Origin of the sequence: Oceanicola granulosus HTCC2516 (assembly GCF_000153305.1) — a bacterium.
Classification (GTDB): Bacteria; Pseudomonadota; Alphaproteobacteria; order Rhodobacterales; family Rhodobacteraceae; genus Oceanicola; species Oceanicola granulosus.
The window spans coordinates 2206853-2222362 of the sequence record NZ_CH724107.1; the positions used below are offsets into that span (position 1 = coordinate 2206853).

The following is a 15510-nucleotide window of genomic DNA, read 5'->3' on the forward strand; positions in this document are numbered from 1 at the left end:
GCATCACGGGAGCTCCCATGCGCGCCGCCCTCACCGCCCTCTTCACCCTCGCCGCCGGCACGGCCGCCGCCCAACCCTGCGGCGGCGACTTCAACGCCTTCGTCGACGCGCTCAAGACGGAAGCCGTCGCCCGGGGCCACGACGCCTCGGCCACCGAGCGCTTCTTCGCCAGCGTGCGCCAGGATCCGGACGTCATCGCCGCCGACCGCCGCCAGGGCGTCTTCCAGCGCGACTTCATCGACTTCTCGCGCCGGCTGATCTCGCAGAACCGGATCGACAACGGCCAGATCATGAGCGAGCGCTACGACGCGACCTTCGACCGGATCGAGGCGGAGTACGGCGTGCCGCGCGGGGTGCTGCTGGCGTTCTGGGCGTTCGAGACCGATTACGGGCAGGTGCAGGGCGACTTCAACACCGCCAACGCGCTCGTCACCCTCGCCCACGATTGCCGCCGGCCCGAGCTGTTCCTGCCGCAGGTCTACGCGGCGCTCGAGCTCTACGAGCGCGGCGACCTCGACCCGGCGACCACCACCGGCGCCTGGGCCGGGGAGATCGGGCAGGTGCAGATGCTGCCCGAGGACATCCTCACCAACGGCCGCGACGGCGACGGCGACGGGCGGGTCGACCTGAAGGGGTCGGCCGAGGACGCGCTGATGTCGGGCGGCGCGATGCTGGCCGATCTCGGCTGGCGCGCGGGCGAGCCGTGGCTGCAGGAGATCGTCGTCCCCGAGGGGATCGACCTGACGCTGACCGGGCTCGACCACGAGATGACCGTGGCCGAGTGGGAGGCGCTCGGGGTGCGGGCGCGCGAGGGGCAGCTCGGCGACGGCAGCCTCGTCGCCTCGGTGCTGCTGCCGATGGGCGAAGGCGGCCCGGCGTTCCTCGCCTACCCGAACTTCGACGTCTACTTCGAGTGGAACCAGAGCCTGGTCTACGTCACCACCGCCGCCTACTTCGCCACCCGCCTCGAGGGCGCGCCGGTCTACGACGCCGGCAACCCGCGGCCGGGCCTGTCGGGCGAGCAGATGGTGGAGCTGCAGGAGAAGCTGGTCGCGCGCGGGCATGACGTGGGCGACGTCGACGGCATCCTCGGCGAGAAGACCCGCGCGGCGGTGCAGGCCGAGCAGATCCGGCTCGGGATGCCGCCGGATGCCTGGCCGACGGCGGAGCTGCTGGCGCGGTTGTAACGCCTATGTAGGCCGGGCTGAAGCCCGGCCTACGGCCTTACGCGACCATCGCCTCGGCGCGCTTGAGGTCGACGGAGACGAGCTGGCTCACGCCCTGCTCGCCCATCGTGACGCCGAACAGGCGGTCCATCCGGCTCATCGTCATCGCGTGGTGCGTGATGATGAGGAAGCGGGTGTCGGTGCGGCGGGTCATCTCGTCGAGCAGGTCGCAGAATCGGGTGACGTTGGCGTCGTCGAGCGGCGCGTCGACCTCGTCGAGCACGCAGATCGGCGCGGGGTTGGCGAGGAACACCGCGAAGATCAGCGCCAGCGCGGTCAGGGTCTGCTCGCCGCCCGAGAGCAGCGACAGGGTGGAGAGCTTCTTGCCGGGCGGCTGGCACAGGATCTCGAGGCCGGCCTCGAGCGGGTCGTCGCTCTCGACCAGCTCCAGCGTCGCCTCGCCGCCGCCGAACAGGTGGGTGAAGAGGGTGGTGAAGCTGCGGTTCACCTCCTCGAAGGCGGTGAGCAGCCGCTCGCGGCCCTCGCGGTTGAGGCTGGCGATGCCGGCGCGCAGGGTGCGGATCGCCTCCTCGAGGTCGAGCTTGTCGGCGGCGAGCTTGTCGTGCTCGGCGCGGACCTCCTCGGCATCCTCCTCGGCGCGCAGGTTGACGGCGCCGAGGGCATCGCGCTGGCGCTTGAGGCGATTGACGTCGGCCTCGGCGGCCTCGGCGGTGGCGAGGCGGTCGGGATCGAGGTCGAGGGCGTCGACGAGGCGCTGCGGGGGCATCTCGAGGGCTTCCTCGGTGCGGGCCGCGGCGGCGGCGACGGCCTCGCGGGCGGCCTCGACGCGGGCCTCGGCGCGGGCGCGGGCCTCGCGGGCCTCGGAGGCGGTGCGCTCCGCCTCGCGCTCGGCGAGGGTGGCGTCGCGCAGGGCGGTTTCGGCGGTGGCGAGGGCCGCGTCGGCGGCGGTGCGGCGGGCCTCGGCGGCGTCGTGGGCGGCGGTGAGCTCGGCGCGGCGGGCGGCGAGCTTGGCGGGCCTGCCGGACGCGTGGGCGAGCTCGGCCTCGGCGGTGGCGCGGCGTTCGGCGAGCTCTGCGGCGCGGCCGGCGGCGGTCTCGAGGCGGGCGCGCCAGGTCGCGGATTCGCGCTCGACCTCCTGGGCGCGCCGGGCGCGGGCCTCGCCCTCGCGGCGCAGCTCGTCGTGGGCGGAGCGGCGCGACATCATGGAGATGCGGGCGGCCTCGACGGTGGTCTTGACCGCCTCGACGCCGGCGCGGGCGGCGTCGAGGTCGCCGAGATCGGCGGCGGCCGCCTCGGCCTCGGCGAGGGCGGCGCGGGCGGCGGCGGCTTCGTCCTCGTGGCGGCGGCGGGCGAGGCCGAGGGTCTCGAGACGGCCCTGGGCGAGGTTGCGGTCGGCCTCGGCGCGGCTCTGGGCGCGGGCGGCGTCGGCGACGAGGCGGTCGGCCTCGCGGCGGGCGTCGCGGGCGCGCTTGTCGGCTTCGGTCAGCTCGGCGAGGCGGGCGGTGAGCGCCTCGTGGGCCTGCGCCGCGCCCTGGGCGCGGGCGGTGATCTCGGCGAGGTCGCGCTTCAGCTCGCTCAGGCGATTGAGCTGCTGCAGGCGCAGGGCGGCGGCCGAGGGGGCGTCGGCGGCGCCGGCGCGGAAGCCGTCCCAGCGCCAGAGATCGCCCTCGCGCGAGACGAGCCGCTGGCCGGGCCGCAGGAGCGGCTGGAGGCGGGCGCCGTCGGACTGGGCGACGAGGCCGATCTGGCCGATGCGCCGGGCGAGCACGTCGGGCACGGCGACCACGTCGGAGAGCGGCACCGCGCCGTCGGGCAGGGCGGCGGGCGTGTCGTAGGCCGGCAGGGCGACCCAGCCGGAGACCGCGTCGGCGGCGACGACGGGGGCGCGCAGGTCGTCGGCGAGGGCGGCGCCGAGGGCCTGCTCGTAGCCGGGGCGGACCTCGACGCGGTCGGCGAGCTGGCTGCCTTCGGGGGCGTCGCGGTCGAGCAGCCTGGTCAGGCCGGCGACCTCGGCGCGCAGGGCGTTGGCCTCGCCCTCGGCCTGGGAGCGCTGGACGCGGGCCTCGGCCTCGCGCGCCTGGGTCTCGCCGCGCGCCCGGTCGGCCTCGGCGAGGGTGGCCTCGGCGTTGGTGGCGGTGCGCTGGGCCTCGGCCTCGCGCGCGCCGGCCTCGCCCATCGCGGCCTCGGCCGCGGCCAGCGCGGAGGCCGCGCCGTCCATGGCGGCCTGCGCCCGGGCGGCCTCGGCCTCGGAGCGGGTGAGGGTCTTGCGGCTGTCCTCGACGAGCCGGTGCGCCGCCTGGTGGCGGGCGGCGAGGCGGGCCATGTCCTCGGTGAGGCGGGTCAGATCGCCCTCGCGGGCCTGGAGCATCGACGCGGCCTCGGCGGCCTCGGCGGCGGCCACTGCGACGCGCTCGTCGTGCCCCGCGCCCGCCTCGGCCAGCGCCTCGGCCTCCGCCTCGAGCCGCTCGATGGTCTCGCCGGCGTCGCGGTTGAGGCCGGACTCGCGCTCCATGTCGCGGCCGAGCTGGGCGATGCGGCCCTCGAGCATCTCGATGGCGCGGGCGGCGCGGCGCTCCTCGTCGGCGAGGCCGTCGCGCTCGACCACGAGGCGCTGGAGCACGGCCGCGGCGATGGTCGCCTCCTCGCGCAGCGGCGGCAGCGCCTCCTCGGCCGCCTCGCGGACCCGCGCCGCCTCGCGCGCGGCGGTCTCGGCGCGGGCGGCGCCGGCGGTGGCGTCCTTCAGGGCCGACTGCGCCACGGCGAGCGCGGCGTCGGCGTCCTTCCAGCGGCGGTAGAACAGCGCCCCCTCGGCCTTGCGCAGCGCCTCGCCGATCTCGCGGTAGCGCGCCGCCTGCCTGGCCTGCCGGGCAAGCTGGCCGAGCTGCTGGGCGAGCTGGTCGAGCACGTCGTCGACCCGCTCGAGGTTGCTCTCGGCGCTCTTCAGGCGCAGCTCGGCCTCGTGGCGGCGCTGGTAGAGCCCGGCGATCCCGGCGGCGTCCTCGAGGATGCGGCGGCGGGCCTTGGGCTTGGCGTTGATCAGCTCGCTGATCTGGCCCTGCCGGACGAGGGCGGGCGAATGGGCGCCGGTGGCGGCGTCGGCGAACAGCATCTGTACGTCGCGGGCGCGCACGTCCTTGGAGCCGACCTTGTAGGCCGAGCCGACGTCGCGGGTGATCCGGCGGGTGATCTCGAGCTGGTCGGCGTCGTTGAAGCCGGCGGGCGCGGTGCGCTCGGCGTTGTCGATGACGAGACTGACCTCCGCGTGGTTGCGCGCGGGCCGCGTCGCCGCGCCGGCGAAGATGACGTCTTCCATGCCGCCGCCGCGCATCGCGGTGGGGCGGTTCTCGCCCATCACCCAGCGCAGCGCCTCGAGCAGGTTGGACTTGCCACAGCCGTTCGGCCCGACGACGCCGGTGAGCCCCTGCGAGATCACCAGGTCGGTCGGGTCGACGAAACTCTTGAAGCCGTTGAGCCTCAGCCGGGTGAAACGCACGGGGCCGGTCCCTCGATTCTGCGATTGGTCGGATGGTGCCTGTCAGGGCGGGGCGGAGTCAACGTTGGCTACCGCATGTGGCGGGGTTTGGCTCGGGCTGCGCTAGATGTGGGGCGGGCACCGGGCGCGGCGGGCGGCTGCGGTACGCCGGTTCGCGGGGCGAGGGAAGCGGTGACGTGGCGGCGGCAGGACGGGCAGCGCCGTCCCGCCGGGGCGGCGGTCGAGCTTCGCGGGAGGGCGGCTGTAAGCATCCTTGTCGGACATGCCGAAAGACCTTCGCCAGAAGCGCCGCCCCGGGGGGGCGGGACGGCGCTGCCCGGCCGGGGGCCGGGCGGGAGGGGGGCGGTCGGGCGTTTCGAGGCAGCGCCGCCCTCGCCCGACTGGGGCGTGGGCTCGGGATCCGCTTGACGCCTCGCACCCGGGCGGCGCACAAAGATCCCCGCATGGTTCCAGCCGGACGCGTCACGCGGCCGAGGATCAAAAGGGAATGCGGTGCGGGCGGATCCAAACAGGACGCCCAATGCCGCAGCCGCCCCCGCGACTGTCAGCGGAGAGCGTCTCGCCATCGCCACTGGGCAACCGGGAAGGCGGCGCGACGCAGTGACCCGCAAGCCAGGAGACCTGCCATGCACCGGCTTTTGCCGGGACTGAAACACGGACGGGGTGTTCCGTAGGGTCTGCCGCAAGCGATCGGCGCCCGCGAAAGCCCCCCTTGAGATCGAAGGGGTATACCATGAAACGACTTCTCGCCGCCGCAGCCGCGACGCTCGCCGCCACGCCGGCCCTCGCCCACCATCCGCTCGGCGGAATGCCGATGGAGACGTTCGCGCACGGCGCGCTGTCGGGCGTCGGCCACCCGGTGCTGGGCTTCGACCACCTGTTCTTCATCGCCGCGATGGGCGTGGCCGCGCTGTTCACCTCCGCCCGCGCCACGGCGCCGCTGGCCTATGTCGCCGCGATGCTGCTCGGCTGCGTCGCCGCCATCGGCGGGCTGGCGCTGCCGCTGGTCGAGACGGTGATCGTGGTGTCGCTGCTGGTGATCGGCGGGGTGATCCTGTCGGGCCGGGCGCTGGCGCTGACGCCCGCGCTGGCGCTGTTCGCCGGGTTCGGGCTGTTCCACGGCGCGGCCTTCGCCGGGGCGATCACCGGGCAGGAAGCCGGGGTCGGCGGCGCGGTGCTCGCAGGCTACCTGCTGTTCCTCGGCGTGACGCAGTACGCCATCGCCATGGGCGCGCAGCTCGCCGCGCGGACCCTGCTCGGGGCGCGCGAGGCCGGCTCGGTCAACGTCCGCCTCGTCGGCGCGGCGGTCGCGGGCGTCGGGGTGTTCCTCGCGCTCGAGATCCTCGAGGCCCCGCTGGTCGCCGCGCTCGGCGCGTGACCGCCTGACATCCCGCGCCACCCGTTGACGGCCCCCCGGCGGGGCCGTCATGCCTTTGCCGGCCCCAACAGCAGAGACATCCATGTCCAAGATCCCCGCCACCATCGTCACCGGCTTCCTCGGCGCCGGCAAGACGACCCTGATCCGCCACATGCTGCAGAACGCCGCCGGCAAGCGCATCGCGCTGATCATCAACGAGTTCGGCGACCTCGGCGTCGACGGCGACCTCCTCAAGGGCTGCGGCGACGCGACCTGCACCGACGACGACGTGATGGAGCTGTCGAACGGCTGCATCTGCTGCACCGTGGCCGAGGACTTCGTGCCGACGATGGAGAAGCTGCTCGCGCGCGACGAGCCGCCCGAGCACATCGTCATCGAGACGTCGGGCCTCGCGCTGCCGCAGCCGCTGGTGCGGGCGTTCAACTGGCCGGGGCTGTCGACGAGGGTGACGGTCGACGGCGTGGTGACGGTGGTCGACGGCAAGGCGGTGTCGGAGGGGCGGTTCGCGCACGACGTGGCGGCGGTCGACCGGCAGCGGGCGGCGGACGACAACCTCGACCACGAGACGCCGCTGTCGGAGCTGTTCGACGACCAGATCGCGTGCGCCGACATGATCGTGGTGAACAAGTCGGACCTGATGGAGCTGTCCGAGGCAGACCATCTCGCCGCCGTGCTCAAGGCGGAGGCCCGCAGGGGGGTGCAGGTGGTGCGCACCTCGATGGGCGAGCTGCCGGTGCAGGTGCTGCTCGGGCAGGGTATCGGGGCGGAAACCGATCTCGAGGCGCGGCGCGAGGTGCATCACCATCATCACGACGACGATGACGACGGCGACCACCACCACGACCACGATCACGACGAGTTCGAGAGCTTCACCGTGACGCTGGGCGAGGTGGACGACGCGACGGCCTACGCGGAGAAGGTCGCCGAGGTGATCCGGGCGCACGACATCCTGCGGCTCAAGGGCTTCGCGGCGGTGACGGGCAAGCCGCTGCGGCTGACGATCCAGGCGGTGGGGCCGCGGATCGAGACCTATTTCGACAAGCCGCTGGCGGGCCCGCGCGAGACGCGGCTGGTGGTGATCGGCGAGGCCGGGCTCGACCGGGCCGCCATCGAAGCGGCGCTCGTGCCATGATCCGCGTCGCCCGCGCCGATCCGCGCGATCCGGGGCCGCGCGCGCTGCTCGAGGCGAGCCACGCGCTGATGCGGGAGCTGTTCGAGCCGGAGGAGAACCACTTCCTGTCGGTCGACGAACTCGCCGCGAAGGACATCCGCTTCTTCGCCGCCACCGAGGACGGCGAGGTGCTCGGCACCGGCGCGCTCGCGGTGCGGGAGGGGTATGGCGAGGTGAAGGCGATGTTCACCGCCGAGGCGGCGCGGGGGCGCGGCATCGGGGCGCTGATCCTGGTGAAGCTCGAGGAGGAGGCCCGGGCGCTCGGCCTGCCGCTGATGCGGCTGGAGACGGGCGACAAGCTCGAGGCGGCGCGCAGGCTCTACGGGCGCGCCGGTTTCGTCGTGCGGGGGCCGTTCGCGGACTACGTCGACCATGACAGCAGCATCTTCATGGAGAAGGTGCTCTGAGCCCGGCGGCGTCAGGCCTCGGGCGGCGGCCCCTTCGGGTGGTGCTTCTCGCGCTCGGTCTTGCCGCCGTCGATGTTCTCGGGGCCGCGCACCGGCTTGTTGCCAGTCTCGTCGGCGGCGAAGTCTTCCTGCGGCTCCTGCGGCCGGTCCAGCCGCTTGTCGCCCGCGCTCTTGTCATGTTTGTCGCTCATGCCGGCACAAGCGCCGGCGCTGCCGTTCGGTTCCGCTGATGCACCTGCTCGCCGCCACTCCCGGCGCCGTCGACGACGGCACCGAGCCCGTCGACCTCGGCCAGACCCCGGCGGAGGTGCTCGTCGTCTCGGCCGCCGACACCGAGCTCGCGCTGCTCTCGGAGGCGCGCGCCGCGATGGACGCACCGCCCGGCCTGCGGCTCGCCAACCTCACCCACCTGCGCCACCCGATGAGCGTGGACCTGCACCTCGACGCCTGCGCGACGCGGTGCAAGCTGGTGATCTGCCGCCTGCTCGGCGGCGCGGGCTACTGGCGCTACGGGCTGACGCAATACTCGGCCCGGCTGCATGAGGCAGGGGTGCCCGTGGCGTTCCTGCCCGGCGACGACAAGCCCGACCCGGAGCTGCGCGCGCTCTCAACGGTCGCGCCGGAGGCCTACGACGCGCTCTGGTCGTACCTCGTCGAGGGCGGGCCGGAGAACGCGACCCGTTTCCTCGCCCATGCCCGCGATCTCGCGCGGGGCGACGCCGCCGATCCCGAACCGGCCGCGCCGCTGCTGCGGGCGGGGCTGTTCTGGCCGGGCGAGGCCAAGCCGGGGCTCGATACGCTGCGGGCGCAGTGGCACGAGGGCGCGCCGGTGGTGCCGGTCGTGTTCTACCGCGCGCTGGTGCAGGGCGCCGGGACGGCGCCGATCGCGCGGCTGACGCGGGCGCTGCTGCGGGCGGGGCTGAACCCGATGCCGGTCTTCGTCGCGTCGCTGAAGGACGCGGTGAGCCAGGGCACCCTCGCCTCCCTCTTCGCCGCCGCGCCGCCGTCGGTGATCCTCAACACCACCGCCTTCGCCACCGGCACCCCGCAGGGCGACGGCGGCGCGGAGAACCCGCTGGCGTCGGCGGAGGCGAATGCCGCGCCGGTGCTGCAGGTGGTGCTGGCGGGGAGCACCGAGGAGGCCTGGGCCGAGGGCCTGTCCGGGCTCAGCGCGCGCGACATCGCGATGAACGTGGCGCTGCCGGAGGTCGACGGGCGGGTGCTGTCGCGGGCGATCAGCTTCAAGGACGCGGCCTATTTCGACGAGGCCACCGAGTGCGCCATCGCCGCCTACCGCCCGCACGGCGACCGGATCGACTTCGTGACGCAACTGGCGGCGAACTGGTGCCGCCTGCGCCATGCCGCGCCGGCCGAGCGGCGGGTGGCGCTGATTCTGGCGAACTATCCCAACAAGGACGGCCGGCTGGCCAACGGCGTGGGGCTCGACACCCCGGAGGCGACGGCGCGGGCGCTGTCGTCGTTGGCGGAGGCGGGGTACGCGGTGGGGGCGGAGGGCGGCGCCCTCCCCGACGGCGCGGCGCTCATGGAGCGGCTGCTCGCCGGGCCGACCAACTGGTTGACCGACCGCGCCGAGCGCGAGGGCGGGGAGCGGCTCGAGTTAACCGTCTACCGGCAGCATTTCGACGCCCTGCCCTGGGCCGCGAAGCGCGCCATCCTCGACCGCTGGGGGCCGCCGGAAGACGATCCGTTCCTCGACGGCGACGCCTTCGCCCTGTCGATCCACCGCTACGGCAACGCCGCCATCGTCCTGCAGCCCGCGCGCGGCTACAACATCGACCCCGAGGCGACCTACCACGCCCCCGATCTCGTGCCGCCCCACAACTACCTCGCCGCCTATGTCTGGCTGCGCGCGCATTGGGGGGCGCACGCGCTCGTCCACATGGGCAAGCACGGCAATCTCGAATGGCTGCCGGGCAAGGCGCTCGCCCTGTCGGAGACCTGCTGGCCCGAGATCGTCCTCGGGCCGATGCCGCACGTTTACCCGTTCATCGTCAACGATCCCGGCGAAGGCACCCAGGCCAAGCGGCGCGCGCAGGCGGTGATTGTCGATCACCTGACGCCGCCGCTCACCCGCGCCGAGAGCTACGGACCGCTGCGCGACCTCGAGGCGCTGGTCGATGAATATTACGAAGCGGCGGGGCTCGATCCGCGCCGCAGCGAGCACTTGCGGCGCGAGATCCTGTCGCTCTCGGAGACGACGGGGCTGGCCGAGGATGCGGGGATCGGCGCGGACGGCGACCTCGCCAAGCTCGACGCGTGGCTGTGCGAGCTGAAGGAGGCGCAGATCCGCGACGGGCTGCACATCTTCGGCGTCTCGCCCGAGGGCGTGCAGGCCCGCGACCTCGCCATCGCGCTGGCGCGCGTGCCGCGCGGCGACGGCAAGGGGGGCGACGCTTCGCTGCTGCGCGCGCTGGCCGACGACCTCGCGCTCGGGATCGACCCGCTCGATTGCGACCTCGCCGCGCCGGCGGCGGCGCGGCCCGAGGCGCTCGCTGTGAGCGATGATCCCTGGCGCAGCAACGGCGACACGGTGGAGCGGCTGGAGCTGCTCGCCCAGCGGCTGCTCGAGGGGCGCGCGCCTGCGCCGGGGCCGGCGAGCACGGCCGTGCTGGAGGAGATCGAGGCCCGCATCCGCCCCGCCATCGCCGCCTGCGGCCCGGCCGAGGCGCGCGGCCTGCTCACCGCCCTCGACGGGCACGCGCTCGCCGCCGGCCCCTCCGGCGCGCCGACGCGCGGGCGGCTCGACACGCTGCCGACGGGGCGCAACTTCTACTCCGTCGACACCCGCGCCGTGCCGACCCCGACCGCCTGGGCGCTGGGGTGGAAATCGGCCAACCTGCTGATCGAGACGCACCTGCAGCGCGAGGGCGACTGGCCGCGCAGCCTGCTGCTCACCGCCTGGGGCACGGCCAACATGCGCACCGGCGGCGACGACATCGCGCAGGCGCTCGCGCTGATGGGGGTCAAGCCGACGTGGGACGCCGCGAACCGCCGCGTCACCGGCTTCGAGGTGCTGCCGCTCGGGGTGCTCGACCGGCCGCGCGTCGACGTGACGCTGCGGATCTCGGGCTTTTTCCGCGACGCCTTCCCCCAGCTGATCGACCTCGTCGACAGCGCCGCCCGCGCGGTGCAGGCGCTCGACGAGCCCGCCGAGCTGAACCCCGCCGCCGCCCGCGCCCGCGCCGGCGAGCCGGCGCCGCGCATCTACGGCGCCAAGCCCGGCGCCTACGGTGCGGGCCTGCAGGCGCTGATCGACGAGCGGTTGTGGAACGAGCGCGCCGACCTCGCGGAGGCCTACCTCGAGTGGGGCGGCTACGCCTACAGCGCCGGCCAGGAGGGCGCGCGCGACCGCGAAGGGTTCGAGCAGCGGCTGGGGCAGGCCGAGGCGATCGTCCAGAACCAGGACAACCGCGAGCACGACTTGCTGGATTCCGACGATTACTACCAGTTCGAGGGCGGCGCGGCGGCGGCGGTGGCCCACCTGCAGGGCCGCGACCGGCCGATTTACCATAACGACCATTCTCGCCCCGAGCGCCCGGTGATCCGCACGCTCGACGAGGAGATCGGCCGCGTGGTGCGCTCGCGGGTGGTGAATCCGAAGTGGATAGAGGGGGTGAAGCGGCACGGCTACAAGGGCGCCTTCGAGATCGCGGCAACGGTGGATTACCTCTTCGCCTTCGCCGCCAGCACCGGGGCGGTGAAGAACCACCATTTCGATCTGGTCGAGGCGGCATTCGTCGAGGATGCCGAAACCCGCGCCTTTATCGAGAAGGTGAACCCGGCAGCGCTGCGCGAGATCGCCGAACGCCTGTCCGAATCAATAGACCGCGGCCTGTGGCGGCCGCGGTCCAATTCTGCCCGCGCGCGTCTGGCGGGGCTGCTCGGGAGCGACGATCAGCCGACGGCGAGCGCAGCGATTCCGAGGTAGCAGAGCAGCAGGCTGAGCGAGAAATAGTGCATTTTGCGGTCTCCGAAGGCTTTTACCCGTGGGGTCTGCCGTACAAAGACGCAAGCCTGCTGTTTGGTTTCACCCAACCTTCAAGTAGCTGTTGACATTTTTGTCTCGTTGCCGGGCGACAACACCGGCGTCTCGCGCTCGTGCCCACGGCAAGATGCCGTTCCGGCGGGAAAGTTCGCGCCTTCGCGTCATGTTGGCGCGTACGGTTCGCCGTAGGCCGCGTAAGCCCCCGTCGCGCTCGAGTAACCATATCGGCGCATGCCGCGCGGGCTGATCTGGCTGAGGACGAACCCCGTCACGCGCTGCTGGCTCATCTGGAAGAGCCGCATCGCCTCCTCCACCTGCGCCCGCGAGGTACTGTCCCAGCGTACGGTGAACAGCACCGCGTCGGCCACCTGCGCGAGGATGCGTCCGTCGGGGACCACGAGGACGGGCGGCGTGTCGATGATGATGAAATCGTAGCGCTCCCGCAGGTCGGCCGTCAGCGTGCGGAAGCGGTCGGACGAGAAGAGGTCGGCGGCGTTGGTGTCGCTCTGCTCGCCGAGGAGGATGTCGACGCCCAATTCGGGCACTGCCTGAACCGCCTCGCGCAGCGTCACCGTGCCCGACAGCACCGAGACCAGGCCGATCGGCTCGAGCCCGTCGAGGTAGTGGCTGAAGGTGCGGCGGCGGATATCGCCCTCGAGCACCAGCACCCGGCGGCCCATGCCGGCGAGGTTCTGGGCGAGGGCGAGGGAGTTCGTTGTCTTGCCCTCTCCCGGCATGGCCGACGTCGACACGATGACCTTCGGCGGGTCGTCGACGTTGGTGAGCAGCACCGATGTGCGCAGGTTGCGCACCGCTTCGGCGGCGGCGGAGGCCGGATTCCTGGCCAGGTAGCGCAAGGTTCGTCGTCGGCCGCGCTCGGGGATCAGGGGGACCTGCCCGAGCACGCCGAGCCCTGTCGCCGCCTCGAGCTCCCGCGCGGATCGGAAGCCGGAGCTGCGCGCTTCCTGCCACAGCACCAGCACCGTGCCGACGAGCAGCCCGAGCACTCCGGCCCCCGCAAGTACCAGGAACTCGCGCGGCGCGGCCGGCGCGGTGGGAACGACGGCGTGCGACAGGATTCGGCTGTCGGGCCGTTGGGTGCCTCGCTGCGCGTCGGTCTCGTTGAGCCGGGTGAGGAAGTGCTCGTAGAGCAGCCGGATCGCCTCTGCTTCACGGGACAATTGCTGCAGGCGGATCAGGTCGTCCGCCTGTGCGGAGACCCGGCGCTGCAGGTCCGCCTCCGTTGCCTTCAGCGCCTCGAGCTGCTGCATCGCTCGGTCGGCAGCAAGCTCGGCCCGCTGCACGACCGCCTCGAAGCGGGCGTCGAACGCCCGCGCCGCCGCCGCGCTCCCGTCGATTCGGTCGAGCAGTCGGGTCAGCTCTCCATCGCCGGCAAGGCTGACGCGCGCGGGGCGGTCGGGCGCGGCGAGCAGCGTGGCGACGCGGGCGGCGGCCTCGGTGGCAGCAGCGTCAGCTTCCACGATGAGGTTGCGCAGGTCCTTGATCTGCCGCTCCAGCTGCTGCAGCGCTTCGGCGGAGACGAGGCTTGTCGAGGCGCTGAAGCGGGCGCGGGCCGCCTCCGCCGCCTCGAGCTGCCGCTGCAGCTCGTCCACCCGCTGGGAGAGCCAGCCCGTCGCCTCCTCCATGGCCCGCGCCTTCATGCGCAACTGATCGGCGATGTAGAGCTCGGCGATCGTATCGGCGACGAGCGCGGCCTTCTGCGCCGCCTCGCTCTCCACCGTGATCTGGAACACGAGGCTCTGCGGCACGTTGCGCACGCTGACCCGTGCCAGCAGCGCCGATATCACCGAATCGCGAACGCCTGCCGGATCATCCGGCGGGGGCCCGGGCCCGCTGCCGATCCCGGCGAGAAGCCTCGCCGGAAGCCCTGGCTGGCGCAGCGCGGCGTTGAATTCGGGATCGGCGCGAAGATCGAGCGCATCGACAACCTGGCCCATAAGGGTGCGCGCCCGCAGAACCTCGACTTCGGTATTCACCTCGGACGCGTTGCCGCTCATCCCCGTGAAGAGACTGTCGAGCGCGACGATGTTTTCCTGCTGAGTCTCGAGTTTCACCACGGCCGTGGCGCGATAGACAGGCTTGGCGACGAGCCGGACGTAGGCCACGCCGAGCAGCAGGGCGAGCAGCGCCGCCGCGAGGACGACGATCTTGCCACGCCAGATCGTGGCGAGGTGAGCGCCGACATCGATATAGTCGTCGGCCGGCGCGGGGCGCGGGACCGGCTGGATCTGGGCCAGATGCCGAACGCTGGAGATCGTCTGCGTCATGTCACTCCGAATCCTTTTCTGGGCCCTGTCATAACCGCCGCGGCTTAACGCGCTGTTAATGCGGCAGCGCTATCGATGGGGAAGATCGACTGGAGGTGATTCATGAGGAGCTTGATCGCAGGAGGCCTGGCGGTGTGCGCGGCGACGGGCGCGGCGGCAGATGTCGATTGCCATGATCCGATGCAGGCCGAGCGGCTCGATTGCCTCGGTTTTGCAGAGCTGGATATCGCGCCGGAGGCGGTGGTCTTGGGCGTGTTCGGCGCAATGGCCGTGATGGGCGCCACGGTGGGCGGGGCCGACAAGGCCTTCTCCGCCAGTGCCGCACTGGCGCAAAGCGCGAGCGGCTCGCGTGGAGGCGGCGGTGGATCGGGTGGCGCAGGGATCGGCAGCGGGGGCGCAGCGGTCAGCACGACGGATTAGGTGCGAGAGCCGCCAAGGAGCATGCAGGGAATGATTTCGCAGCCTCACCCGATCGGGCGTTTGCCGAACCATCCGCTTCTTTCGTTGCGAAGGGCCCCGCAGCGCGCGCGCCGGGGCCCTCCAGGGTCTGGCCGGGACGCGTTACTGCGTCAGCGCCATGTCGGTGATTTCGTGGGTGAAGGCACCTTCGGGCTCGGCGGTGATGACAGGGTCGGAGCCGCCGGCGAGAAGCGTGTCCACCGTCCGCTGATAATCGGCCTCGTCGAGCCTCCCGTCGGAGCCGCTGGTCAGCTTGGCGATCTCGCCCATCATCCGGATCTGATGCGCCTCGGTCTGGGCTCCCGTCTCGTCGTAATCGAGCACGATCATCGCCGCTTCCTCCGGGTTCTCCTCGGCCCACTTCCAGCCTTGCATCGAGGCCCGCACGAAGCGCGCCATCTTATCAACGAAGGCCGGGTCCTCGAGGTTTTCCTCGAGCACGTAGAGACCGTCCTCGAGCGTGGCGACGCCCTGGTCCTCGTACTTGAAGTTGACGAGCTCATCCTCGGACACGCCTGCATCGAGCACCTGACCGAATTCATTGTAGGTCATCGTCGAGATGCAATCCGCCTGCCGCTGCAGAAGCGGGTCGACGTTGAAGCCCTGCTTGAGCACCTCGACGGAGCCCTCGGCAGCGCCGTCGGTGGCGTAGCCGAGGTGGCTCATCCACGACAGGAACGGGTATTCGTTGCCGAAGAACCAGACCCCGAGCGTGCGGTTGTCGAGGTCCTCCGGCGTCTCGATGCCGACGTCCTTCCAGCAGGTCAGCATCATCCCGGAGCTCTTGAACGGCTGGGCGATATTGACGAGCGGCAGGCCCTTCTCGCGCGCCGCGAGCGCGGCGGGCATCCACTCCACGATAACGTCAGCGCCGCCCCCGGCGATGACCTGCGTCGGGGCGATGTCGGGGCCGCCGGGCAGGATCGTCACGTCGAGCCCCTCGTCCTCGTAGAAGCCTTGCTCCAGCGCGACATAGTAGCCGGCGAATTGAGCCTGGGTGACCCACTTGAGCTGGAGCGTCACCTCGTCCTGGGCGAGCGCGGGGCCGGCGAGGCCGAATGCGGCGAGTGCCGCGAGTACCGTCTTCTTCATTCCGTTTCTCCCTGTTTGCTGTTGGTCTT

General features: G+C 72.4%; 10 protein-coding genes and 1 riboswitch. Of the genes, 6 read left to right on the forward strand and 4 right to left on the reverse strand.

From position 1 onward, the window contains the following. The first annotated feature begins 17 nt into the window (after positions 1-17). Positions 18-1187, forward strand: a complete 1170-nt coding sequence (locus OG2516_RS10700; protein WP_007255683.1) for a lytic murein transglycosylase — start codon at positions 18-20, stop codon at positions 1185-1187. Positions 1188-1224: 37 nt separating this feature from the next. Here the strand turns inward: OG2516_RS10700 and smc are convergent, their stop codons facing one another. Next, a complete protein-coding gene (gene smc / locus OG2516_RS10705) occupies positions 1225-4680 on the reverse strand; it encodes a chromosome segregation protein SMC (RefSeq protein WP_007255684.1) in 3456 nt (1151 codons plus the stop codon). 427 nt (positions 4681-5107) lie between these two features. Further along, a riboswitch (cobalamin riboswitch) is annotated at positions 5108-5323 on the forward strand. 90 nt (positions 5324-5413) lie between these two features. Here smc and OG2516_RS10710 point away from each other — a divergent pair. The 3 genes from OG2516_RS10710 (at position 5414) to OG2516_RS10720 (ending at position 7636) form a co-directional block, all read left to right on the forward strand. Continuing rightward, complete coding sequence (locus tag OG2516_RS10710) at positions 5414-6058, forward strand: HupE/UreJ family protein (RefSeq protein WP_007255685.1); 645 nt, start codon at positions 5414-5416, stop codon at positions 6056-6058. 82 nt (positions 6059-6140) lie between these two features. After that, a complete protein-coding gene (gene cobW, locus OG2516_RS10715) occupies positions 6141-7190 on the forward strand; it encodes a cobalamin biosynthesis protein CobW (protein WP_007255686.1) in 1050 nt (349 codons plus the stop codon). Next, positions 7187-7636 (forward strand): GNAT family N-acetyltransferase, encoded by a 450-nt coding sequence (locus OG2516_RS10720; RefSeq protein WP_007255687.1) that lies wholly within the window; start codon positions 7187-7189, stop codon positions 7634-7636. The genes cobW and OG2516_RS10720 overlap by 4 nt, the downstream gene beginning before the upstream one ends. A gap of 11 nt (positions 7637-7647) precedes the next feature. Here the strand turns inward: OG2516_RS10720 and OG2516_RS10725 are convergent, their stop codons facing one another. Then, positions 7648-7827, reverse strand: coding sequence for a hypothetical protein (locus OG2516_RS10725; RefSeq protein WP_007255688.1), 180 nt, complete (start codon positions 7825-7827; stop codon positions 7648-7650). 38 nt (positions 7828-7865) lie between these two features. Between OG2516_RS10725 and cobN the strand changes: the two genes are divergently transcribed. Next, a complete protein-coding gene (cobN, locus tag OG2516_RS10730; RefSeq protein WP_007255689.1) occupies positions 7866-11585 on the forward strand; it encodes a cobaltochelatase subunit CobN in 3720 nt (1239 codons plus the stop codon). Between the two features lie 218 nt (positions 11586-11803). Here cobN and OG2516_RS10735 read toward each other — a convergent pair whose 3' ends face one another. After that, complete coding sequence (locus OG2516_RS10735) at positions 11804-13930, reverse strand: polysaccharide biosynthesis tyrosine autokinase (RefSeq protein WP_007255690.1); 2127 nt, start codon at positions 13928-13930, stop codon at positions 11804-11806. 102 nt (positions 13931-14032) lie between these two features. Here OG2516_RS10735 and OG2516_RS10740 point away from each other — a divergent pair, with 102 nt between their 5' ends. Continuing rightward, positions 14033-14350 (forward strand): hypothetical protein, encoded by a 318-nt coding sequence (locus OG2516_RS10740; RefSeq protein WP_007255691.1) that lies wholly within the window; start codon positions 14033-14035, stop codon positions 14348-14350. Positions 14351-14491: 141 nt separating this feature from the next. On the opposite strand, the gene OG2516_RS10745 is transcribed toward OG2516_RS10740, so the two are convergent. After that, entirely contained in the window at positions 14492-15481 is a 990-nt protein-coding gene (locus OG2516_RS10745; protein WP_007255692.1) for an ABC transporter substrate-binding protein, read from the reverse strand. Positions 15482-15510 lie beyond the last annotated feature (29 nt).

Coding starts and splice junctions, on each gene's coding strand:
- OG2516_RS10700 (WP_007255683.1), top strand. CDS start 18: ATGCGCGCCGCCCTCACCGCCCTCTTCACCCTCGCCGCCGGCACGGCC.
- OG2516_RS10710 (WP_007255685.1), top strand. CDS start 5,414: ATGAAACGACTTCTCGCCGCCGCAGCCGCGACGCTCGCCGCCACGCCG.
- cobW (WP_007255686.1), top strand. CDS start 6,141: ATGTCCAAGATCCCCGCCACCATCGTCACCGGCTTCCTCGGCGCCGGC.
- OG2516_RS10720 (WP_007255687.1), top strand. CDS start 7,187: ATGATCCGCGTCGCCCGCGCCGATCCGCGCGATCCGGGGCCGCGCGCG.
- OG2516_RS10725 (WP_007255688.1), bottom strand. CDS start 7,827: ATGAGCGACAAACATGACAAGAGCGCGGGCGACAAGCGGCTGGACCGG.
- cobN (WP_007255689.1), top strand. CDS start 7,866: ATGCACCTGCTCGCCGCCACTCCCGGCGCCGTCGACGACGGCACCGAG.
- OG2516_RS10735 (WP_007255690.1), bottom strand. CDS start 13,930: ATGACGCAGACGATCTCCAGCGTTCGGCATCTGGCCCAGATCCAGCCG.
- OG2516_RS10740 (WP_007255691.1), top strand. CDS start 14,033: ATGAGGAGCTTGATCGCAGGAGGCCTGGCGGTGTGCGCGGCGACGGGC.
- OG2516_RS10745 (WP_007255692.1), bottom strand. CDS start 15,481: ATGAAGAAGACGGTACTCGCGGCACTCGCCGCATTCGGCCTCGCCGGC.